This is a genomic window from Ferrimonas aestuarii (assembly GCF_005116665.1).
Classification (GTDB): domain Bacteria; phylum Pseudomonadota; class Gammaproteobacteria; order Enterobacterales; family Shewanellaceae; genus Ferrimonas; species Ferrimonas aestuarii.
On sequence record NZ_SWCJ01000001.1, the window covers coordinates 216,204 to 237,986 of the forward strand.

Consider the following 21,783-nt stretch of genomic DNA (forward strand, 5'->3'; position numbering starts at 1 on the left):
CCCCTGTGCTCGCAGGTGTGCTGCTATTTCACGATTTCACCTGACTTCTTTTGGCAAGCCACCACTTCCTTTCGAGGTTTTCAAAAAAGTCATCGTCAATATCAGGCTGTTTAGGTAGTCCATAATTATTCGGATCAGGAATAGGGCTTTCTGGAATCTGGATTGAATTGAACGCCTGCCGGAATGCGGTATCGAAATCTGACAGGCTCCCGTTGGCTAAGCGTTCGGCTCGCTTAATACGTGTTTCTAAACGTCTCACAACTCATCCTCCAGCTTCTGTTCAAGCTGCTTCAGGCGTACTTCCAGCTCAGCCATCTCTTTGATTCGCTGGACTGTGCCAACGCCTTCTAGGAGAGAGCGGCCAACATCTGCGGGCAACTGACCATTGGCAATGGCATTCATGATGGACTCAGCGCCCTTGAGCGGGTCTGTAGCGTCATAGTCGAACGGGGTTGGGGCGTAGGTCGATTTTGGTGCTGGGGCGATGTAGCGGCTGATTAGTGCGATCGAGGCAGTATCGCCAGCAACGGCATTGGCCATCAGTGCTTGGTAAACCTGAGTAATGTCATCATCGGTAAACATGCGAGCCAGTTGGCGACCTCGGTCTTTGTAGCCTCGTTTTGCTTTGGCCGACGTGTTCCCCTTCAAGAACTGACCATTGTTGTCTCTATCCATACTCCCCCCAAACACCCTAATACTGTCAATTTTACATTAGTGATCTCTAATGTTCGAGTTTGAAGAAAAGTTATTTTTTAATGAAAAGTTAGATATGAGTTAGATTTAGTGGGGCGGCCTTGAACAAGTTATTGATTTATAATAACTGTATTGATTTGATGGCCTCCCCAGAAGGACTCGAACCCTCATCGGCCGCTTAGGAGGCGGCTGCTCTATCCTGTTGAGCTATAGGGAGGCAATGACAAGCATTTTAGCCAGCTTTAATTATAAGTATCAATGACTAAATCGTTAACTGCTGGCAAAACATCCAGTCGAATTTTAGTCGTTACCTTCGCGGTGGCTGCCATTTACCCATAAGGATGTTAGGTTAACTTTTGGTCAGCCAAGCGGGGGGGGTACTCAGTTTGGCTGCAACGGGAAGCAAGCAGACAAGGATCGGTTATATGAAGGGAGCGTTGTTGGCGCAGTCTGGCGCCATCATGGGGTCATTACTGCTGCTGGCTGGGTGTGCCAGCACTTCGGATGTGCCAAGCCAGGTGGATCGCATCAGCTTTGATAAAGGCACGGTGTTGGTGCACTTTCTTGATGAGCACAACAAGGTCGCCCAATCGGCAATGCGGGCTGGAGATAACGCTCGGGTGAGCTATCGGCCCCAAGGCAGTTGCCAACCTGAAATTGCGGTAACTCAGAGCGGTAATCAATGGCAGTTTCAGCATGTTAAGGGCTGCTTTGGTGAGGGCGACAATCAGGGCACGGTGTTTGATGTGTGGCTGGATGCCTCAGAAGACTATCTGTTGTCCTTAGAAGCAGGGCAGATGACGGTATACGGCATCAAGGGGCAGCCGCAGCTGGCTAAGGTTCATGTGAGCGTGGATGTGGGCGGAATCCATGGCGGTGGCAGTGAGGTTGAGCGTACGGCGCTACTGGGTGCCAATGGGGTGATAACCAACTCCGATGGGGCGCCCGGTTCATCACTGTGGCTGCATGTGGATCTGGGCGGCATCGATTTGGTGAACAAGCTTTAAATACCAGAGAGCCTAGTGCGGTGTTCGGGTTACTGCAGCGCCGATTAGGCTCTTCTTTGTGTTTATGTTCTTCAGGCCTTGATGCCTCCTTTTATGCTTGTTGTCACTTTTGTTGGCAGCGGTTCCGGCTTTGATCTCTTATCGACCTCTTGGTCAACAGTCCCGAATTGCTCCGCTCACGTTTGTGGTTTAACTTCCTCTCTTTAGTCGTTCATTTCTTATATTCAGGTCGCTTAGGGCAGTGAATTACTGCGCTAGCTTCTCGCCCTAACCTGACCCCTTTATCCCGTCGATACCCCAGCGCTTGGTTTTTGAGCGAGTTCTCACTTTTTCTGTTCTCAAATCCATCTGTCACTCAGCTGACAGTAATTCACCGACCCCTGATGTTTCATAAATGTGAACCCAACATGGCTTAGGAGAAACGGTAATGCATGAAGCAGCTTTGACCCAAGGGTTGGTGAAAATTCTGCTTAAGCGAACCGCTGAGCTTGGGGTCAATTCGGTCAGCCGAGTGACCTTAAAAGTGGGTCGATTAAAGGCGGTGGAACCCCACTCTTTGCGTTTCTGTTTCGAGATGTTTGTCAAAGATACGGTATTGGAGGGGGTGGAACTGGTGATTGACACCGTAGAGGCCCGCGCCACCTGCCTCGAGTGCTCTGAGTCGTTTGAGGTGCAGCAGTTCTGTTTTCGCTGCCCCGAGTGTGACGCCACGTCACTGAAACTGACTCAGGGTGAGGAGCTGTTCATTGAAAGCTTTGAGATCTGAAGAAGGCGAAAGCTATGAGAGAAACGGAAAACGTCATCATCTATGCCGACGCAGAGCGCTGTCTGGGTTGCCATAGTTGTGAGCTAGCCTGCGCGGTGGCCCACGGTGGCGGGAGTTTGATGGAGGCGGTGCGCGATGGCAAACCGCTCCATTCCCGCACCAAGGTGGTCGTCAGCGATGATGTGATGATGCCCATGCAGTGTCGTCAATGTGAGAACGCCCCCTGCACCATGGTGTGTCCTACCGGCGCTTGCCGTCAGCAGGATGGCCAAGTGCAGATCACCGAAGAGAGCTGCGTCGGCTGTAAGCTCTGTGTCATGGTCTGTCCCTTTGGGGCCATTACCGTCAGACGTGATGGTCACCGCCAAGTCGACGGCAGCAACAATCAAGGGGTGGCGCTCAAATGCGACCTATGTCGAGACTGGCGCGCTGAAACGGGCAAAAGCGATCCTGCCTGTGTCGAAGCCTGCCCAACCAAGGCGATCAGTCTGGTTGAGATGAAAGCCTACCGAATGGCGCTGATTCAAGCCCGAGCCAAAGAGCTCGCCCAATCCCAGAAACACATGTCTCTGACACTGAGGAAATCCTGATGGAAATTAAAGTGAAATCCGTAGATCCGGCGGTGGCCGCCCTTTGTCCAGTGGCTGAGCGAGAAGGGGTCGCCACTGTCTTTGACCGGAATCAGGCGCAGCAACCTCAGTGTGGTTTTGGCTCACTGGGATTGTGTTGTCGTGTTTGTTGGAAAGGGCCTTGCCGCATCGACCCTTTTGGTGATGGCCCAAGTGAAGGCATCTGTGGTGCCAACCGAGACACCATCGCCGCCCGTAACGTTACTCGCATGATGGCGGCGGGTGCCGCTGGCCACTCAGAGCACGGTCGTCATATTGCACTGGCGATGCAGAAAGTGGGTAAAGGCGAACTGCCCGCGTATTCCATTCGTGACCCGAAAAAGCTGCAGGCGATCGCCACTCGTTTGGGCATTGAAACCCAAGGGCAGGACACTCTTTCTCTGGCGTATCAGGTGGCCACCCTGACGCTGGGGGATTATCAGAATCAGGATCACGACGTGGCCTGTCGCTGGATTGAAGCCAGTTTGCCAGCCAAGCGACTGGATAAGCTCAAGTCGCTGCACGCCTTGCCCCATAACATCGATGCCACCGTGGCGCAGATCATGGCTCGGACCCACATCGGCTGTGATGCCGACCCAACCAACCTATTCCTAGGTGGGGTCAAGGGGGCGCTGGCTGACTTCAACGGCATGACCTTGGCTACCGAACTCTCTGATGCCATGTTTGGCACCCCAGCTCCTGTGGTGACCGAAGCCAATATCGGCGTGATCAAGGCCGATGCGATCAACATTGCGGTGAACGGCCACAACCCACTGCTCAGTGAAGTGATCTGTGAAATGGCTGATGAACTCAATCAGGATGCCATTGCCGCCGGAGCCCCACTGGGAATCAACATCGTTGGCATCTGCTGTACCGGTAACGAAGTGATGATGCGCCACGGGGTTCCGTTGGCCACCAACTACCTGAGCCAAGAGATGGCGATTCTGACGGGAGCCTTGGATGCGATGGTGCTGGACGTGCAGTGCATCATGCCATCTCTGCCGCAGATCGGTGACTGTTTCCATACCGAGGTGATCACCACCATGGGCGACAACAAGATTCAGGGCGCACGCCATGTTTCCTTCAAAGAGGAACATGCCAGAGAGAACGCCGCCCAGATCATTCGCCTAGCCATCGACGCCTATCGTCGCCGCGATCCAAATCGAATCAACATCCCTGACATCAAGCGCACCGCCGTGGTGGGCTTCTCCGCCGAAGCGGTGGTGGATGCGCTGGCCAAGGTCAATAGTGAAGACCCACTGCAGCCGCTGCTGGACAACATCACCAACGGCAACATTCAAGGCATCGCGCTGTTTGCTGGCTGCAACAACACCCAGAGCGTTCAAGACAACAGCTACCAAACCATCGCTAAGAAACTGGCGGCAAACAATGTATTGCTGCTGGCAACTGGGTGTGGCGCAGGAGCCTTTGCCAAAGGCGGCTTGATGAATCAGCAAGCCACCGAAGCTTACGCTGGCGATGGCCTTAAAGCGGTGCTGACCGCCGTGGGCGAGGCCGCGGGGCTTAATGGGCCGCTGCCGCTGGTGCTGCACATGGGGTCTTGTGTGGACAACAGCCGCGCGGTCACCTTGGCGACGGCATTGGCCGAGCGATTGAATTTGGATCTGACGGATCTGCCTCTGGTGGCTTCAGCGCCGGAAGCGATGTCGGAGAAAGCCGTTGCAATCGCGTCTTGGTCGGTGGCACTGGGACTGCCTACGCACCTTGGCACCATGCCACAGGTGACCGGTTCTCAGGTGGTGACCGACCTGATGACCAAAGACGCCGAGCAGCTGTTTGGTGGCTACTTCTTAGTGGAAACCGATCCCGAGGTCGCTGGCGACAAATTGGTGGAGGTGATCCGCCGCAAACGTGCCGCTTTGGGCCTGTAACCGCAAATAGGGGGAGGCTTGCCTCCCCTGGAGAGACTCGCGATGAAGATTGCCATAACAGGAAAAGGTGGGGTGGGGAAAACCACGCTTGCCGGATTGCTGGCCCGAGGCTTGGCCAGTCAGGGGCTCACCGTGCTGGCGGTGGATGCGGATCCCGACGCCAATCTGGCGGGCGCCATCGGCATCAGCGCTGAACGCGCCGAAGAGATAGCGCCATTTTCCCAGATGAAACAGTTGGCCCGAGAGCGAACCGGTGCCAGTGGAGACGGCTTTTTTAAGCTCAATCCAACGGTGGCGGATCTGCCGCAGCAGTTCGCCCTAGAACACCAAGGGGTCAAGCTGCTGAAGATGGGCGGCGTGGAGCAGGCTGGCGGTGGCTGCGTCTGCCCAGAACACACCTTGCTGCGTGCCCTGATGCGCCACCTATTGGTGAAAAGCGATGAGTGCGTGGTGATGGACATGGAAGCGGGCATTGAGCACCTAGGACGGGGAACCGCGGAAGCCGTAGACATGCTGGTGGTGGTGGTGGAGCCCGGCCAGCGCAGCCTGCAAACCGCCATGCAGGCGGAAACTCTAGCTAAAGAGTTGGGAATTAAGCGGGTGGCCTTTGTTGCCAGTAAGGTTCAAGGGCAGGACGACTTGGAATTTGTGCAGCAGGGGCTGGGCACCAGCCGCCGCCTATTGGGGCACCTTAGCTGGAGTGAAGCGCTGCGCGGTGCCGATCGCCGTGGCGACTCCCCCTTCGATTGTCAGGGCGAATTCATTGCCGAAGCCGCCGCCATCCAAACTCAACTGCAGCAGGAGCTACGCCATGTGTAACTTTACCGCTCGAATTAAACATGCAGACGGCTGGGAGGAGGTCTCTCAGGTGAGCCGAGTGGAGGTGATTCCGCCGGGGCTGAGCCTCGAAACTCTGTTTGATAAACCCAGAACCCTCAAAGGGTATCGAATCACTCTGCTGGACATGATGCAGGGGCAAATTCACCTAGAGCCCGAGGAGGCATCATGAAACCGGCACAGCAACAACTGATTGAACGAATCCGCACTCTGCTGCCCCACTGGGAGGAGCACAATCAGGCCCACATCTTGGAGATGGAGCGGTGGCGGGAACAGCTGATTCAGCATGAACTGGCTGAATTGGCGGACTCTCTGCTTGAGGTGGTTGAGCAGATGCGTGGCACCAGTGATGCCCTCAATCAGGCCCTTTCCCAGGTGCCTGAGCAATCACAGCAGTGAGGAGGATGCCATGTGTAACAACTGCGGCTGCAACCTGACCCCGGGCAATCGACATCTGGTGGAGCCCGGCGGCCACCTGCATCAACCGGGAGATGCGGTAGAGCTTCTGACCGGCTTGCTGGATGAGAACGATCATCAGGCCAATCACAATCGTGACCACCTCGCTCGGCACAACATTTTGGCCATCAATCTGATGTCGTCACCTGGCAGCGGCAAAACGCGCCTGCTGGAGCACACCCTAGAGCGATTGAACGCACAAGGCGTTCGAGCCGGGGTGATTGAAGGGGATCTTGAGACGGAAAACGACGCACAGCGGATCGCCGCAAAGGGCGTGCCTGTGGTGCAGATCACTACGGGAATGGCCTGTCACCTGGACGCGCACATGGTTCACGACGCCCTGCATCAATTGCCCCTTGAGGAGCTTGACCTGCTGTTCATTGAGAACGTTGGCAATTTGGTTTGTCCCGCCGGTTTTGATCTGGGCCAGCACCTGAATCTGGTGCTGCTGTCGGTGACCGAAGGTGAGGATAAGCCCGCCAAATATCCGGTGATGTTTCGCGCCGCGGATCGAGTGCTGATTACCAAGCTCGACCTGTTGGCCCATTTTGACGACTTCAGTTTGGCAGGCGCGAATCGCTATCTGAATACCTTGGGACTTGAGGACAAGTCGATGGCGTTGTCGGCCAAAAATGGCGAGGGCATGGAGGCGTGGATGGCGTGGCTTGAGCAGAAGTTGTCTGACCAAGGCGTCAGCTAACGGCGGCATCGATTCAGAATTTTTGTGACTGAGCTTCCCTGTCTGGAGAGAGGGCTGGGGAAGCGAATTTCAGGCCCTGAGCCTGACAACGGCAACAATACGAGGAACTCCATGGAACCGTTTTCCATTTTGGCTTGGCTGGGTGCCGGCCTGCTGCTGCTCGGGGAGCTATGGGCTCTGCGCAGTCGAGCTCGTTTAGGCCGACTGCTGCTGTTTGCAACCCTAGCGGAGCTGGGGTATTTGATGATGGGTCTGGGATTGGGTGAGCCTCTGGCTCAGACCGGTGCTTGGTTTCATCTGTGTTTGCAGGCGGTGATGCGCCTGTCGGTGATCGTCGCCGCTTGGCGATTGATAGCGGCCGCCGGTAGCGACCGCCTTGATAAGGTGGCCCACGTGGCCCCAAATATGCCCTTAAGCCGACTGATGTTTGGCTTTGGCCTGTTCTCCGTTATGGGGCTGTCGCCGTTTAAAGGGGCGTTTAGTAAGTTCATCATTTTGTATGTGGCGGTTGATCAGGGGCATTGGCTGCTGGCGGCAGTGGCCACTGTGGCTGGGATCATCGCGGCGTTCTATACCCTCAGCGTAACCCACAAAATCTGCTTCGGTGCCTCGGCCAATCGCCCGATGATGGCGGAGCTTAAAGACAATCGATTCAGTGTGTGGCTGATGCTCTTCGCGGCGCTGACCACGGTCGCCTTGAGCATCGATCCTGAGCCGTTACTGCACTGGGTTGGAGCGGTGAATGGCCTCACCGATGGTCATGGCATGCCGAAATTTGAGTCGCCGTGGCAGCCGATCGTGTTGCTGCCCTACTTGAGCGGTTTCGCTGTGTTCTTGATTGGGCTGTTCAGCACCAAACTGCGAGACATCGCCGTTCAGGCGGTAGCCGCTGGCGCTCTGGTAATGGCGTGGCAGCTGCCGATGACCGATGCCATCTCCTGGCTGTTCGCGGTGATCATTGCGCTGGTGATGCTGGTGGTGTGTGTCTATTCCGTGGCCTACATGAGCAAGGATACGCGAGCCAACAGTTACTATTTCTTCCTGCTGCTGATGTTGGGCTCGCTGTTGGGCGTGGTGACCGCCACCGATCTGGGGAATTTCTACCTCTATTGGGAGCTGATGACCTGGACCTCCTACTTGTTGGTGATCCACCCACGCACCGTTAAGGCGCTAAAAGCGGGTCGAAAGTACTTTTTGATGTGTGCCAGCGGCGCTTATGTGATGCACTTTGGCATCCTGCTGCTCCATGCCAATTTGGGCAGTTTTGAGTTCAGTGTGCTGGCTCAATCCGCTGGGCAATTGCCTGTCACCGAATCATTAATGATTCTGCTCTGTTTCCTTGTTGGTTTAGGGGTTAAGGCTGGGCTTTGGCCTGCCCACGGCTGGCTGCCCGATGCGCACCCGGTCGCGCCATCGTCTATTTCAGCGCCGATGTCGGCGATTCTGACCAAGGTTGGCCTGTATGGCATCTTGAAGATGGTGTTCGTGGTGTTTGGGGCGGCGGCAATTTCACGGTTGTCGGACTCGGTTTCCATCACCTTAGTGGTGACGGTGCTGGGCGCCATTACCTTGCTCTATGGGGAGATTGCTGCCCTTAAAGAGTCGGATCTGAAACGGATGCTGGCGTTCTCGACTTTGGCTCAGGTGGGGGAGATCACCGCCGTACTGGGGCTGGGGAGTTATCTGGCGCTGACTGGTGGGCTGGCGCACCTACTTAACCACGCCATCTTCAAAAGCCTGCTGTTCCTCTGCGCTGGCTCCATTATCTATCGCTATGGCAGCAAAACGTTGACTGACCTAGCGGGGGCGGGCCGTCGAATGCCCATCACTGGCGTTTGTTTGGCCATCGGTTTGCTGGCGATCATGGGGCTGCCGCCATTCAGTGGTTTTTTCTCCAAATTCTTAATGATCTATGCGGCGGCCGAGCAGGGAAGCCTAATGCTGGCGGTGCTGATCCTCGTGGGTAGCCTCATCGGTGCAGTGTACTACCTTCGCATTTTCCGGGTGCTGTTTTTCACCTCAAGTGAACGCCAAGAGGAGGAAGCGCCGACGTTCATGGTGCTGCCGCAAGTGTTGCTGGCGACACTGGTGCTGTTGGCAGGATTGTTCCCCTCCTATGTGCTTGGGTTGGTCGAGCCTGTGGTTACCCAGTTGGCGCCTCAAGGTGGTCAGTTGCCAGATTTGGTTATTGACTGGTCGTGGGCGGCATTGGTGGCCTGTGTGGGCGCGCCCTTGGTGTACCTGATTGGTAAGCGGCAGCCAAACTTTGCGGGGCCGTTGTCGATGGCGGTAATGGCGCTTTCGTTCTGGCTGGTGATTGAGCAGAGTCAGCATTTTGAGCCGCTGTCATGGTGGTTCGCCATCTTGGTCGCGGGTGTTGGCCTGTTGAGCTTGCTCTATTCCAAAGGCTACATGGCTCATGGGCATAGCTTGCCGAGATTTTTGATGTTTTTCCTACTGATGATGGGGGGATTGATTGGCATCTGCTCCAGCCAAGACCTGTTCAACTTCTTCCTATTTTGGGAGGTGATGAGCAGTTGGACTCTCTACTTCGCCATCATCCATGAGGAGAGTGAACAAGCCTTAGATGAAGGGTTTAAATACCTAATGTTTAACTTGTTTGGTGCCAGTTGTTTGTTCCTTGGTGTGGTGATGTTGGCGGCGCCTTCCGGTGAACTGGCGTTAGCGGGGCTGGGAGATCGACTGCTGCTAATGCCTACAGCGTGGAGCACCACGGCGGTAGTGCTGGTATTGGCGGGGCTGTTGATGAAGGCGGCGCAGATGCCTGTACGCATCGATGTGCAGATGCACCCGCCGACGGCTCCGACTCCGGTGAGCGGTTACATTTCGGCGGTGCTACTAAAAAGTGGTCCGTTTGGCATGTTGAAGGTGTTTGCTGCCATCGGTTTGACCACCTTAACGGCGCACTTCAGTGAGCTGCAGGGCTTGCCTTGGCCTGCCTTTGTGGTGGGCGTGATCGCGGCGCTGACGCTACTGGGCGCTGGGGCGATGGCGATGATTCAAACCGGCATCAAGCGGCTGCTTATCTACAGTACGGTCAGTCAGTTGGCTTATGTATTGCTGGGGTTGTCCTTGTTGACCCCTCTGGGGATCAGCGCTGGTCTGCTGCACTTTGTAAACCACATGCTGCTTAAAAACCTGCTGTTCATGGGGGCGGGCGTGATATTGGCGCAGGCGCATCTGCACAGCCTGGACGACCTTGGTGGCTTGGGTAAGCGCATGCCATTGACCTTTGGCCTGTTCCTGTTTGCTGGGTTGTCGCTGTCGGGAATTCCTCCCCTCAACGGGTTTGCATCTAAGTGGATGATCTATCAGGCCAGCTTGGAGTCCGGTCACTACCTGTTCGCGTTGGCAACCTTAATGTCCAGCCTGTTTACCTTGGCGGCGGTGCTGAAATTTACCCACGTGGCGTTCCTAGGTCGACCTTCCGAGAAAGTAGCCCATTTGACCGATGCTCCGGCCTCCATGGCGTGGCCCATGGTGCTTACCGCGCTGGCGTGTGTGGTGTTGGGACTGTTCCCTGGACTGGCACTGGTGCCCATTGCGGCCATTGTCACTTCCATGGGGCTGGTGGCACCTGAGATCAGCGTATTTGGCCCCATGCCCGGTGGTTGGTCGCCGCTGGCACTGACCTTAGCCCTGCTATTGCCTGCGGGGGCCTGTTGGGGATTTTATCGCCTCAGTGCGCCTCAACGAGTGTCCATCCACACCCACAGCTGTGGCGTAGACGATCTGACGGACGCCGACAGTCACATGGGGGCAGCGGCGCTGTACGAGTCGCCGAAAGCGCTGCTGGCGATGTTGGCCGCGCCATTTAAACGGAGAGAGTCATGATTGAATTTGAACTGTTGCACCTGCCGTTCTTGGTGATGGTTGTGGCACTGAGTGGTCTGGGGTTAGGGCTGCTGGCCAAAGGGGCTGATCGCATTGTGTTGGCTCGTCTGCAGCGGCGCATTGGGCCGCCACTCTTACAGCCGTTTTTTGATGTTGCAAAGTTGATGACTAAGCACTCTATGGTGCCTAAAGGCGCTTTTGCTGGGCTGTTTCTCTATCTGCCCGCCGCTGGGGTGTGTGCCATGGCGGTGGCATTGGCTTTGGTGCCGGTACCCGGCTGGTATCAGCCGCAGGTACAGCTTGGGGACATGTTGGTCTTGCTCTATCTGTTGGCGGTGCCTGCGGTGGTGATCATGCTCAGTGGCTCCGCATCCGGTTCCACCTTCGGTGCCATCGGCTTCTCGCGAGAGATGACCATGATGCTGGCCTATGAGGGGCCACTGCTGCTGGTGTTACTCAGCGTGGCGATCCACGTCGGCGTAGCTCAGGGCGGCCTTATCTGCTTAAGCCTTACGGAGATTGTTGCTTGGCAGCAGGCCAACGGCAGCTTCATCACCAATCCGTGGCTGTGGCCAGCGCTGTTGGCCTTTTTAAGTGTGATTCCCGCTAATCTTGGGGTGCCGCCGTTCGATGTGCCTGAGGCGGAATCGGAGCTGCTTGAGGGCCCGCTGCTGGAGTATTCCGGGCCCGCTTTGGCGATGTTTAAGCTGATGTCCACCTTGAAAACCGTGGTGGTGTTCAGTTTGGCGGTGGTGCTGTTCTGGCCGGGCTCCGTAATGGGCGTTGCCGGGTTGGCAGTGCACCTTATCAAGTGTCTGGTGTTGTTCTTAACGGCCAAGACGCTGCTGCGAGCTTCGGTGGGACGCATGCGCATCGATCAAGCGTTCCTGTTCTATTTCAAATGGCCTGAGCTGCTCGGTGTACTGAGCCTGGCTTTGGTGTTGTTCGGTGCTGCAAGGGGGTAACCATGGCGCTATTTTCCAACTTGGCGGCTCGGTCGCCCTGGCTCTATCGAATCAATGCTGGCTCGTGTAATGGCTGTGACGTTGAACTGGCCACCACGGCGTGCATTCCTCGGTATGACGTTGAGCGCCTTGGCTGCCAGTACTGCGGCAGCCCCAAGCACGCCGACATCGTTTTGATCACCGGGCCGTTGACCGCCAGAGTCAAAGACAAGGTGCTGCGGGTGTATCAGGAGATCCCTGATCCTAAGGTCACCGTGGCCGTTGGCATCTGCCCCATCAGTGGCGGGGTGTTTCGTGATAGCTATGCCATTGAGGGCCCCATTGACCGCTACTTCGACGTGGACGTGAACATTCCCGGCTGCCCGCCTCGACCTCAGGCGATCTTAGAAGGGGTGGCCATGGCCATTGAGATCTGGAAACAGCGGTTGCAGGAGGCCTAATGAAGATACTGAAACTGCTGTGGCAGAACCTTAAAAAAGGCCCATCAACGGATCCCTTCCCATTTGGTGACACCTTTACCCCGAAGGGGCTACGAGGTCGTATTCGTTTCGATGCCAGCCAGTGCAGCGCCTGCCGCATGTGCGAGCACGTGTGCGCTGGCGGTGCCATCCGTTTTGAGCAGACCGACCAAGGCACGACCTTTACCGTGTGGCACAACAGCTGCACCTTTTGTGGTCTGTGCGAACACTACTGCATGCCCGGTGCCATTCGTCTGACTGAGGATTGGCATTTGGCTCACCATCAATCAGATAAATACCACATGGTTGAGCACGATCTGATCCCTCACTTGGCCTGTGAGGGCTGCGGTGAAACCATCACTCAGGCAACCAGTAATTTGTTGGGCAAAGCCTACTGCGGCAGCAATGACGACATCCGCACCCTAGCTCGACTTTGCTCAGATTGTCGCCGCGCCCGATCCGCCAAACAGCTCACCAAAGGAGAGATGCTATGAACCCGATGTTTCAACGCTTTACCGACAGCCTTGGGATGGGGGTGCAGCAGCCGGACTCTTGGCGTCAATCTACCGATGCCAAGGGCGTTACCGTGGCCTGGGCTAAGTTGACGAAGTCGGAGCAGTTGCTGCCATTCGCCAAGCAGATTGATGAGCTGGGTGGTCGACTGAGCACCATTACCGCTTATCAGGTTTCTCCTAACTTTGAGATCGCCTACCACTTCGATCTGGATGGGTCGACGGTAACCGCCATTGTGGTGTTGGCACAGGACGGGGCCAAAGTGCCGTCGTTAACTCCGGTGTTTCTGAACGCGGATTGGAACGAACGTGAGTTTATGGAGCTGTATGACATTGAGGTGGTCGGTCACCCCAATCCTCGTCGATTGTTTATCGATGAGAACATCTCGCCGGCGGTGTTGCAGCGGTACATTCCGTTTTCCGATCTGGTCAACGCCGCAAGCACCAAATCGCTGTGGGAGAAGATCATGAATAGCCGAGGAGAGCACTGATGAGCGGTTATAAAGTTCCTGTTGGCCCACTGCACGTTGCCCTTGAAGAACCGATGTATTTCAAGGTGGATGTGGAGGGGGAGACCATTCGCGATCTGGAGATCACCGCAGGTCATGTGCATCGCGGATTGGAATACTTGGCGGTGAAACGCAATTTTTATCAAAACATTACTCTGACTGAGCGGCTGTGCTCGTTGTGTTCCAACAGCCACCCCACCACCTATTGCATGGCGCTGGAGTCGTTGGCGGCAATTGAGGTGCCCCTACGAGGCCAATACTTAAGGGTGATTGCCGATGAGGTAAAACGGGTGGCGTCGAACCTGTTTAACGTGGGCATCATGGCTCATATCATTGGGTTTGATTCCCTCTTTATGCATGTGCTTGAAACCCGTGAGGTGATGCAGGATGTGAAAGAGACCATCTATGGCAATCGCATGGATCTGGGGGCTAACTGCATCGGTGGAGTGAAATACGACATCGATGAAACGCAGCGGCTTTGGTTGCAGGAGCAATTGACCAAACTGCTGCCGGAAGTGGACAAGATTCGTGACATCTACAGCTCCGATCATTTCGTTGTTTCTCGTACCCAAGGGGTGGGCATTTTAACCTTGGAGGACGTGCGAAAACATGGGCTTGTTGGCCCAGTCGCCAGAGGGTCAGGCTTGGCGTACGATGTTCGAGTTCAAGCTCCCTATGCGGTTTATGATAGGCTCGACTTTGAGATTCAGACGCGAAGCGGCGGTGATGTCTGGTCGCGGGCCATGGTGCGTCTGGATGAAGTGGTGGTGGCACTGGAGCTGATTCTGCAGTGTTTAGAGCAGATGCCAGCAGGGGCGACGGCGATACCCGGTTTGCCCGTGATCCCGGCGGGAGAGGCCATTGCCAAGAGCGAAGCGCCCCGAGGAGAGCTGATCTACTATCTGAAAACCAATGGTTCGGATCAGCCGGAGCGCCTCAAGTGGCGCGTGCCGAGTTACCCTAACTGGGACGCCTTGAGAACCATGATGATTGGCGAAAAGGTGGGGGATGTGTCATTGATGGTGAACAGCATTGATCCCTGCATCTCCTGCACGGAACGGTAACGCGGCGTCAGAAAGCCAAATAAAGGAACAGCTGGATGTACTCTAAGATGAAATTGAGCCAGTTCAACATGATTGAACTGCTCAAAAAGCCCAAGTACGAAGGGTTTCTGTCCGATTTTTGCTGTCGTCAGTTGCGTCGGGGCCAGCTGTTGTCTCAGGACTGCCACGAAGAGAGTAAGGTGTTTGTGTTGGTCTCAGGCCGTTTGCGGCTGTATCTCTCCTACGAAGGGCGGGAGTTTACCCTCTCTTTCTTGGAGCCCGGCGACATCTTTACCACCCACAGCCGCATGCTGATTGAGGCCAGTCGAGAGAGCGCCATCATGATGATCAGCGTTCACCGCTTTCATCAGGAGGTGGTGAGCTTTCCTGAGGTGTCCATGGTGATGACCGGAATTCTTGGTCAGGTGCTCTCTGGTACTTTAGATGTGATTGAAGGGATCATCTTCCACGATGTGCAGTATCGGTTGGTGGAGTTTCTCTTGGCTTTGGCGCAGGAGCGCGGCACCCAAACCTCAAAAGGGCTGGCCTTTGAATGCGATCTCAACATGGAAGAGATTTCGCTGCTCATCGGCACCACTCGTCAAACGGCGTCCTCTCTGCTGAATAACCTCATCAAAGAGGGGGTGCTTGAGCGCCACAGCCGCCGAGATTTTGTGATTCCCGAGCTGGAAAAGATGGAGGCGCTGTTAGAGCAGCCCTCTTAACCTAGCTAAGCGCTCAATGTTCGTTGCCCAGAGCTGGCGCCTCACTAGAGCGCGCCATTTTTGAGCGCTTGTCACTCTCCCTATCATGGCTGGCATATATTTCAAGGTGCGCATCAATAACATTATTATTGATGTGGGCTTTGCCTAGGCGTACCCTGAAGCCCCCGTGTTTTTTTGTTAAATCTATCTGGCACCTCTGACTAAATTCGCTTAAGGCCTTCGAGTAGGGCAGTTTTGGCTGCGCCTTTATTGGCGAGCCGATGGCGTATTTGTGGTGGTGGAGAGGCCGGCGCCGTAAGGAGTTTTTGTGCGTAATTTTTGTTTGGTTTTGAGTCAGTGTCTGTTGGGACTGGTGTTGAGTTCGTCTGCGATGGCCACCGAGCTAAGCGACTTTAAACAGATGAGTGGCACCTTGAACATTGCTGGCGGCACTGCCCACATTCCGGTGATGAAGAAAGCCGCTCAGGCGATCATGACCACCAACCCAGAGATCCGCATCACCATCGCTGGTGGTGGCTCCGGTGTTGGCGCCAAGCAGGTGGGCAAAGGCTTGGTGGAAATCGGCAACACTGGCCGTCCACTTAAGCCAAAAGAGGCCGCTCAGGGCCTAAATTCCTACCCGTTTGCCATTGATGGCGTGGCGGTAATTGTGCACCCAGATAACTCAGTGGCAAACCTGACTCAGGCGCAGGTAATCGATATCTATGCCGGTAAGATCAGCAACTGGAAACAGGTGGGCGGCGCAGACGCGGCCATTCATATCTACACCCGCGACGAAGCCAGTGGCACTCGCTCGGTATTCGTGAAGAAGCTGCTGAATAAAGGCAGCGTGGTTAACAGTGCAAACGTCGTTGCTTCCAACGGCGCCATGAAGTCGGCGGTCTCCCGCGACAAGGGAGCCATCGGTTACAGCAGCGTTGGTTACATCGATGCCATGGTCAAAGCCCCAAGTCTGGATGGCGTGACGCCAACCAACGAAGCCTGCGCCAACGGCGACTACCCTGTGGTTCGTAAGCTGTTTATGAACACCAAGGGTGAACCTAGCGGGCTGACCAAGCAGTTTATCGATTACATCTTCAGCGCCGATGGTGCTAAGTACATTCAAGCTTCGGGCTACATCCCGGTTGCTGCTCAGTAATGGCTGAAGGTGTTCGTTGATTAATATCAATTCCCAGCGGCTGTTGCTGTTGCCCGTCGGGCTGGCACTGTCGCTGATTACTCTTCTGTTCGGCTTCCTGCTCTACTTCTCCCTGCCCGTGATTGCTCAAAGCGACCTGTCGATGTTGATAGGCCCTTGGCAGCCGGAGTCCGGGCAGTTTGGCATTGGGGCCATGATCCTCGGCTCGCTGCTGCTCGGCCTCTGCGCCACGGCGTTGGCACTGCCGCTGGCCATCGGCGTGGTCTGTTTCTGCCTGCTGGAGCGATACCAAACCCTGGGGCTCTGGCTGAGGCGGCTAATTCGTTTGATGGCGGGCATGCCAACGGTGGTGTACGCGTTAACGGCGCTGTTTCTGTTGGTGCCGCTGCTGCGGGAGATCTTCGTTAACAGCTCGGGTTTCTGCTTGCTGGCGGCCATTTTGATGGTGGTGCTGTTGATACTGCCCACCATGGTGATGATGCTGGATAACCATTGCCTCCCCTTGGTGCGCCGCTATCGACAACTGACCCAATCCTTGGGCTTTAGCGATCTGCAGCTGCTGCGCTACCTGGTGCTGCCTCGAAGTGGTCGCGGCCTGTTTAGTGCCACTTTGATGGGGTTTAACCGAGGCATAGGTGACACCTTGCTGCCGATGATGTTGGCGGGCAACGCGCCGCAATTTAGCGCTGATCTGCTTGATTCCATGCGTACGTTGACTGCCCATATCGGTTTGGTGATCGCCACCGAGCATGGCAGCGGCATGTATAACTCGCTGTTTGTGGCTGGGTTAGTGCTGTTGCTGTTCAGTACCTTGGTGACGGCGTTGGTGCGGCGTTTGGCTGCGCCGCCGAAGGGCAACGCAACCACATCAAGCACACCGGGAGCCTTGTCATGAGTGAGCGCTTACTGGGACGCTGGAGCCTGTTTGCCAGTACCTTGGTGGTGGCTTGCCTAGTGGCAGTCATCGGCTTTGTGGTGATCAAAGGTGGGCCAACGTTAAGTTTGGCATTGCTGTTTGGAGACGCCGAGCCGTGGGCGGCCATGCTGGGGAACACTCCGGTGTGGGAGGGGGTCTGGCCAGCCTGTGTGGGTACCTTAAAAGCGGTGTTGTTGGCACTGGCCTTAGCGTTGGTGCCGGGCATCGCCACCGGGTTGTATCTGGTGTTGACGCCACACTCTCGCTTTTCTCAGGCACTGGCGTTTGTGGTTGATCTGCTGGCGGGCATTCCATCGGTATTGATGGGGCTGTTTGGTTTCACCCTGATTGTATTTTTAAAGCAGCACCTGTTTGCCAGTGCGGGCAGCAGTTTGCTGCTCTCCTCAACGTGTTTGGCCATGCTGGTGTTGCCCTATCTGGCGATGGCCACGCGTATGGCGCTGATGGCCCAACCTTCAAGCCTTGAGGTCACGGCGCTGTCGCTGGGGATGACACCATGGCAGGCGCTGTGGCATGTGCGCTTGCCCGAGGCGCGCATGGGCATTGTCGCCGGGGTGATTTTGGCGCTGGGGCGTGCTGCCGAGGATACGGCGGTGATCATGCTGACCGGAGCGGTGGCCAGTGCGGGCTTGGCTGGCGGTCTGTTTGAACGCTTTCAGGCGCTGCCATTCACCATCTTTTATTACGGTGCCCAGTATCAGTCTGAGTTTGAGCTGCAGATGGCCTTTGGCGCCGCGTTGATCCTATTGATACTGACCGCGTCACTGTCCACCTTGGTGGTGGCGTTAGTGGGTGGTTACCAACAGCGAGTTTTATCCCCTAACCAAGGGCAGGAGGAAGCATGAGCCATTGTCCCCAAGGGGCGAGTTGTAAATCGTCTCGCATCGCCACCATTCGTAACTTGTCGGTGCAATTTAATGGCCGCACGGCTCTGGATGACATCAACCTAATGTTGGAAAAGCATAAGGTGGCCGTGGTCAGTGGCCACTCAGGGTGTGGCAAAAGTACTCTGCTTAAAGCCCTCAATCGCCTCAATGACAGCGATGGTAATTGTCACACCCAAGGAGACATCGAACTGATGTTGTCTAGCGGTCCGGTGTTGGTTAATCGTCTTCCTCAGCAAGGGTTACCGCAGCTGCGTCAACGGGTCGGTATGGTGTTTCAGCACCCGCAGCTGTTGCCGGGCAGCATCGAAGACAACCTGCTGTTGCCCCTTAAGGTGGTTAAGGGACTGTCTGAAGCGGCGGCAAGGGCTAAGATTCGCCGCGCCTGTGAACAAGCCAGTTTGTGGGAGGAGATTGGCGATCGGCTGACGCTAAGTGCCGATTCTCTCTCTGGTGGTCAGCAGCAGCGATTGTGCCTAGCGCGAACCCTCGCGATGGAGCCGGAGCTGTTACTGTTGGATGAGCCTACCGCGTCTTTGGATCCCAAAGCGGCGGCGCGCATCGAGCAGTGCATTAGCCAATTGGCGGCGCAGTACAGCATCGTGATGGTGTCGCACAGTGAGGCGCAGGTTGAGGCGCTGGCAGACGTGCACATTCAGATGCAGTCAGGACGAATCGTCGGCATTAGCTAGATAAATGCCTAACACTAAAAAAGGCCCCGCAGGGCCTTTGTGGTTTCTAGTGCTTAGTAATCCGCTTTCAGGGTCACCCCAGAGAACGATGAGTAACCGCGCAGCATGATGTACACCCGAGTATCACCTGAGGTACTGATGTTGCAGGTTTCGTTGTTGCCCCAACGATATGGGCGACAATCGTAGTTGGAGGTGGTTGGCGCCGCGCCAGCACGTACGTACAGATCGGCGTCGCCACTGCCACCGCTGATGGTCACGCTAACCGAGCTAGCACTGGCGGGCACGTCGATGTAGTAGTTGGTTTCAGAGCTGCTGGCACCACTTAGGTTGCTAACCGCAACGCCATCTTGCAGTTCACCGCCCACAGGGTCTGGATCCGGCGTAGAGCCACAGCTGGCGTTGACGCCCACGGTGTTAAAGGCGGCGATAACATCGGCGCTGTTGTAACCGGCATCGTCAGAGGCTTTTTTCACCCCACAGGCGCCTTCGTCGAAGGTGGTGTCGATGCTCCAGTACAGTTGGTTGGCACGCACCATCACTTCAAACGCTTTCTGAACGCCCCAACCATTGGTGTTGGCCAACAGGTAGAAGGCGCGGTTGAACACACCACTGGAGTAGTGCACGTCCATGCCGCTGGTGTAATCATCGGCGTGGCCGATGGAGCGGCCATCTTGGGTTGGGTCTTCGAAGTAGCGCAGAGAGCCATTGCCCTTGAAGATTTGAGCGCCGACCAACCAGTCGTTGCTGCCGTTCATGAAGTACTCGGCGGCTTCCCCTGCCATGTCGGAGAACGCCTCGTTAATGCCACCGGATTGGTTGGAGTAGCGCAGGTTGGAGTTCTGCTCGGTAAAGCCGTGGCTAACCTCGTGGGCAGAAACGTCCAGGCTCACCAACGGGTAGAAGGTGTTTTGGCCGTCACCGAAGGTCATGGAGGAGCCGTTCCAGAAGGCGTTTTCATAGTTGCTGCTGTAGTGCACTCGCATGGTGAGCTGGAACGTCAGCGGCGCGGTGTTGTACCAATCGTTGTACATATCGAACACCACATTACCGAAGTAGTGGGCGTCGTTAAGCGGGCTGTACGCGCCGTTAATGCTCTTTACGGTGTTGCGCGGGCAGGTGTAGCTGTAGGCGGTGGAGCCAGAAGTGCCACCGTTAAGGTTAACGGTTTTGACGTTGGCGTTGCTCATGGTGCAGGTGTTACCTGACTGAGTTACGTCCAGATAGCCAAAGTCGGTGCCGTACTCATACTGACCGGTTTTGGCGTTACCACCTGGGCCGGTGCCGACCTCGGCGTGGGCTAAGCCCTCCCATTGGTCGATGATCTCGCCGGTGTTGGCGTCCATGATGGCGAAGGGACGAGATGGGTGATCGCCAGCATCAAAGTAGGACAGACGGTACACCAAGCGGGCTTGGTTGTTGTCGTCCATGTAGATGAATAGCTCCGCGTTTTCGTTTTCGCGGGTCTCTGAAGTTGCAAACTTGCTCATGGCATCGTCTGGACTCAGGCGGGTCTGCATCGACGGCAAGTCTTGCTCTAGTTGGGTCATCACCTGACCGCTGCTGAGCTGCATATTGCCAAAGCTATTGGTTTGAGCCACCACCGAAGCGCCGTACACCTTGACGCCTTGGTACATCTGTTGATAGCGCACCTTAGTCAGTCCCGCGGCGGAGGTGATCGCCCGAACTTGCTCTAAGGTGTGACCGGTTGGCAGATTCAGTTGCTGGTTCAGTGTTTGGGTCATCACTGAGTTGGCTGAGATGCCTTGGTTACTGGAGGGGGTGACTTCTTGCCACTGGGCTGCAACGGCCCCCTCTGCGATAAGCAGCGCCGTGGCGACTGCGGTTACGGTTAATGTAGTTTTCATCTACAAGTCCTTTCTAATTTATAATAACTATCCATTTTTCAGCGATTTGTATCGTTGATTGCGTGAGCTGCAAAACAAAATTCCAGCTCACTAGTCATTTAGGCACAGTTATCAAAAGGAGGATGAAAGCAATAACCAATCAAAAAGGTCGGAAAAGAGCACTTTGTTTGTGAGTCTAGTGAAACCTTTACTGGATGGCGGATGTGGATCGAGGGATTGAGAAAATGCCACCAATGGCGAAAGAAAAGGGCTTCTTCGGGTGCAATCAAACCGCAGAAGCCCCGCAAAGGAAAACGCCAGCACCTAGGGAGGAGGGCTAACTAAGCCGCTAATTTATAGCGGTTTCTTTGCAGTTTTATGTCGGTACTGATTGTCTTGATTTGTTTGGCTGAAAACTGAGCGATTTTACGTGTTTTTCAAGCCGGTTTTCCGCGGGGTCTAGAACACCATCCTGAGTTATCAAGGGTTGGCAGTGGTCTTGATTACAGGGAATCTGGCGTATCTTGCCAGGTAGCCAACCAATGGGGGCGATGGACCACCAATAATGTGGTGGTAAACCCATTGAGCATGGCTTCGGGGAAGAAGAACAACGGCATCAAAACCAGATAGTTGTCTTGAACAATGTACCAGTCGTACTGGCCGCTGAACCATAAACTCAGCAGGAGAGTGCGAACCACAAAACAGGCGATGCCAGCGAGAAAACCATCAATAAAGATGTAGATCCACAGATTTCTTGGCAGGTAGTTGTGGCTTAGGGTCAAGATGGCAAAGCTCAACAAGATGGGCGCGGCAATGCCAAGCAGTGCCATGATGCCGCCACTGTGCCAGGGCTCAATGCCCACGGCCATAATGGCCAATTGCACCAAGCTGGCCACCACGATGGCATTGCGCCAGCCAAAGACTAAGGTAGTCACGGTGAGGGCCACAAAATGCAGATCCAAGCCATCGTAGATGCCCGCCCGCAGCTGCCACAGCAGAAAGAGGCCCACAGTAAAGCCAAGAGTTAGATGTTGTACCGAGCTGTGGCTGCGAATGCGTTGCCACAATTGACCGGTTCGTAAGCAGTATAACGCCAGCCACGCCCACAGTCCCCAAGCCAAAAATTCCAGTGCTGCCATCGTTATTATCCTTAATCGGCCTTATAAAAGCGTAACCTAATTCATCGGTGAGACTAAAGCCCTTGGGGGAAAATTCCTGTTTGTATGAGGGCGGTGTTGCTGTTGTTGAGTTGCTTCACTGGT

The 21,783-nt window shown here is 55.5% G+C and carries 22 protein-coding genes, 1 tRNA gene and 1 pseudogene; 19 read left to right on the forward strand and 5 right to left on the reverse strand.

The features are described from left to right. Positions 1–28: 28 nt before the first annotated feature. The 3 genes from FCL42_RS01060 to FCL42_RS01070 form a co-directional block, all read right to left on the reverse strand. On the reverse strand, positions 29–259 hold the full coding sequence (locus FCL42_RS01060; protein ID WP_136861517.1) for a hypothetical protein: 231 nt from the start codon (positions 257–259) through the stop codon (positions 29–31). Beyond that, positions 256–675, reverse strand: a complete 420-nt coding sequence (locus FCL42_RS01065) for a hypothetical protein (protein ID WP_136861518.1) — start codon at positions 673–675, stop codon at positions 256–258. Before FCL42_RS01065 ends, FCL42_RS01060 begins: the two co-directional genes overlap by 4 nt. A gap of 159 nt (positions 676–834) precedes the next feature. Beyond that, positions 835–910 (reverse strand) — tRNA-Arg (locus FCL42_RS01070). A gap of 208 nt (positions 911–1,118) precedes the next feature. Here FCL42_RS01070 and FCL42_RS01075 point away from each other — a divergent pair. From FCL42_RS01075 to FCL42_RS01165, 19 genes are all read left to right on the forward strand, one after another. Further along, positions 1,119–1,700 carry a hypothetical protein gene (locus tag FCL42_RS01075; protein ID WP_136861519.1) on the forward strand — a complete coding sequence of 194 codons (582 nt, stop codon included), beginning with the start codon at positions 1,119–1,121 and terminating at the stop codon, positions 1,698–1,700. Between the two features lie 427 nt (positions 1,701–2,127). Then, positions 2,128–2,466 carry a hydrogenase maturation nickel metallochaperone HypA gene (hypA, locus tag FCL42_RS01080; RefSeq protein ID WP_136861520.1) on the forward strand — a complete coding sequence of 113 codons (339 nt, stop codon included), beginning with the start codon at positions 2,128–2,130 and terminating at the stop codon, positions 2,464–2,466. A gap of 14 nt (positions 2,467–2,480) precedes the next feature. Further along, positions 2,481–3,056 (forward strand): 4Fe-4S dicluster domain-containing protein, encoded by a 576-nt coding sequence (locus tag FCL42_RS01085; RefSeq protein ID WP_136861521.1) that lies wholly within the window; start codon positions 2,481–2,483, stop codon positions 3,054–3,056. Then, complete coding sequence (cooS, locus tag FCL42_RS01090; RefSeq protein ID WP_136861522.1) at positions 3,056–4,966, forward strand: anaerobic carbon-monoxide dehydrogenase catalytic subunit; 1,911 nt, start codon at positions 3,056–3,058, stop codon at positions 4,964–4,966. Before FCL42_RS01085 ends, cooS begins: the two co-directional genes overlap by 1 nt. Before the next feature lie 42 nt (positions 4,967–5,008). Further along, positions 5,009–5,785, forward strand: a complete 777-nt coding sequence (locus FCL42_RS01095) for an ATP-binding protein (RefSeq protein WP_136861523.1) — start codon at positions 5,009–5,011, stop codon at positions 5,783–5,785. Further along, on the forward strand, positions 5,778–5,975 hold the full coding sequence (locus tag FCL42_RS01100) for a CooT family nickel-binding protein (protein ID WP_136861524.1): 198 nt from the start codon (positions 5,778–5,780) through the stop codon (positions 5,973–5,975). Before FCL42_RS01095 ends, FCL42_RS01100 begins: the two co-directional genes overlap by 8 nt. Beyond that, positions 5,972–6,202: a hypothetical protein gene (locus FCL42_RS01105; RefSeq protein WP_136861525.1), complete on the forward strand. Its 231-nt coding sequence runs from the start codon at positions 5,972–5,974 to the stop codon at positions 6,200–6,202. Before FCL42_RS01100 ends, FCL42_RS01105 begins: the two co-directional genes overlap by 4 nt. A gap of 10 nt (positions 6,203–6,212) precedes the next feature. Next, positions 6,213–6,959: a hydrogenase nickel incorporation protein HypB gene (gene hypB / locus FCL42_RS01110; RefSeq protein ID WP_136861526.1), complete on the forward strand. Its 747-nt coding sequence runs from the start codon at positions 6,213–6,215 to the stop codon at positions 6,957–6,959. Positions 6,960–7,070: 111 nt separating this feature from the next. After that, the gene (locus tag FCL42_RS01115; protein WP_136861527.1) at positions 7,071–10,814 is read left to right on the forward strand and encodes a proton-conducting transporter transmembrane domain-containing protein; all 3,744 of its coding nucleotides are present in this window, start codon (positions 7,071–7,073) and stop codon (positions 10,812–10,814) included. Then, positions 10,811–11,779, forward strand: coding sequence for a respiratory chain complex I subunit 1 family protein (locus FCL42_RS01120; protein ID WP_136861528.1), 969 nt, complete (start codon positions 10,811–10,813; stop codon positions 11,777–11,779). Before FCL42_RS01115 ends, FCL42_RS01120 begins: the two co-directional genes overlap by 4 nt. Positions 11,780–11,781: 2 nt before the next feature. Further along, positions 11,782–12,219: an NADH-quinone oxidoreductase subunit B family protein gene (locus tag FCL42_RS01125; protein ID WP_136861529.1), complete on the forward strand. Its 438-nt coding sequence runs from the start codon at positions 11,782–11,784 to the stop codon at positions 12,217–12,219. Continuing rightward, entirely contained in the window at positions 12,219–12,731 is a 513-nt protein-coding gene (locus FCL42_RS01130) for a 4Fe-4S ferredoxin (protein WP_136861530.1), read from the forward strand. The genes FCL42_RS01125 and FCL42_RS01130 overlap by 1 nt, the downstream gene beginning before the upstream one ends. Next, positions 12,728–13,240, forward strand: a complete 513-nt coding sequence (locus FCL42_RS01135) for an NADH-quinone oxidoreductase subunit C (protein WP_136861531.1) — start codon at positions 12,728–12,730, stop codon at positions 13,238–13,240. The genes FCL42_RS01130 and FCL42_RS01135 overlap by 4 nt, the downstream gene beginning before the upstream one ends. Next, on the forward strand, positions 13,240–14,322 hold the full coding sequence (locus FCL42_RS01140) for a hydrogenase large subunit (protein ID WP_136861532.1): 1,083 nt from the start codon (positions 13,240–13,242) through the stop codon (positions 14,320–14,322). The genes FCL42_RS01135 and FCL42_RS01140 overlap by 1 nt, the downstream gene beginning before the upstream one ends. A gap of 35 nt (positions 14,323–14,357) precedes the next feature. Next, entirely contained in the window at positions 14,358–15,026 is a 669-nt protein-coding gene (locus FCL42_RS01145; protein WP_136861533.1) for a Crp/Fnr family transcriptional regulator, read from the forward strand. 307 nt (positions 15,027–15,333) lie between these two features. Then, positions 15,334–16,164 (forward strand): phosphate ABC transporter substrate-binding protein, encoded by an 831-nt coding sequence (locus tag FCL42_RS01150; RefSeq protein ID WP_229359743.1) that lies wholly within the window; start codon positions 15,334–15,336, stop codon positions 16,162–16,164. A gap of 16 nt (positions 16,165–16,180) precedes the next feature. Beyond that, on the forward strand, positions 16,181–17,059 hold the full coding sequence (locus tag FCL42_RS01155; RefSeq protein WP_136861534.1) for a PstC family ABC transporter permease: 879 nt from the start codon (positions 16,181–16,183) through the stop codon (positions 17,057–17,059). Further along, positions 17,056–17,946: a PstA family ABC transporter permease gene (locus FCL42_RS01160; protein ID WP_136861535.1), complete on the forward strand. Its 891-nt coding sequence runs from the start codon at positions 17,056–17,058 to the stop codon at positions 17,944–17,946. Before FCL42_RS01155 ends, FCL42_RS01160 begins: the two co-directional genes overlap by 4 nt. A 104-nt stretch (positions 17,947–18,050) precedes the next feature. Then, positions 18,051–18,677, forward strand: a complete 627-nt coding sequence (locus FCL42_RS01165) for a phosphate ABC transporter ATP-binding protein (protein WP_407644360.1) — start codon at positions 18,051–18,053, stop codon at positions 18,675–18,677. Positions 18,678–18,733: 56 nt separating this feature from the next. Here the strand turns inward: FCL42_RS01165 and FCL42_RS01170 are convergent. Both FCL42_RS01170 and FCL42_RS01175 read right to left on the reverse strand, forming a co-directional pair. Then, a pseudogene (locus FCL42_RS01170) lies at positions 18,734–20,542 on the reverse strand (M4 family metallopeptidase); the annotation flags it as partial. Positions 20,543–21,024: 482 nt separating this feature from the next. Next, a complete protein-coding gene (locus tag FCL42_RS01175) occupies positions 21,025–21,660 on the reverse strand; it encodes an energy-coupling factor ABC transporter permease (protein WP_136861537.1) in 636 nt (211 codons plus the stop codon). Positions 21,661–21,783: the final 123 nt, after the last annotated feature.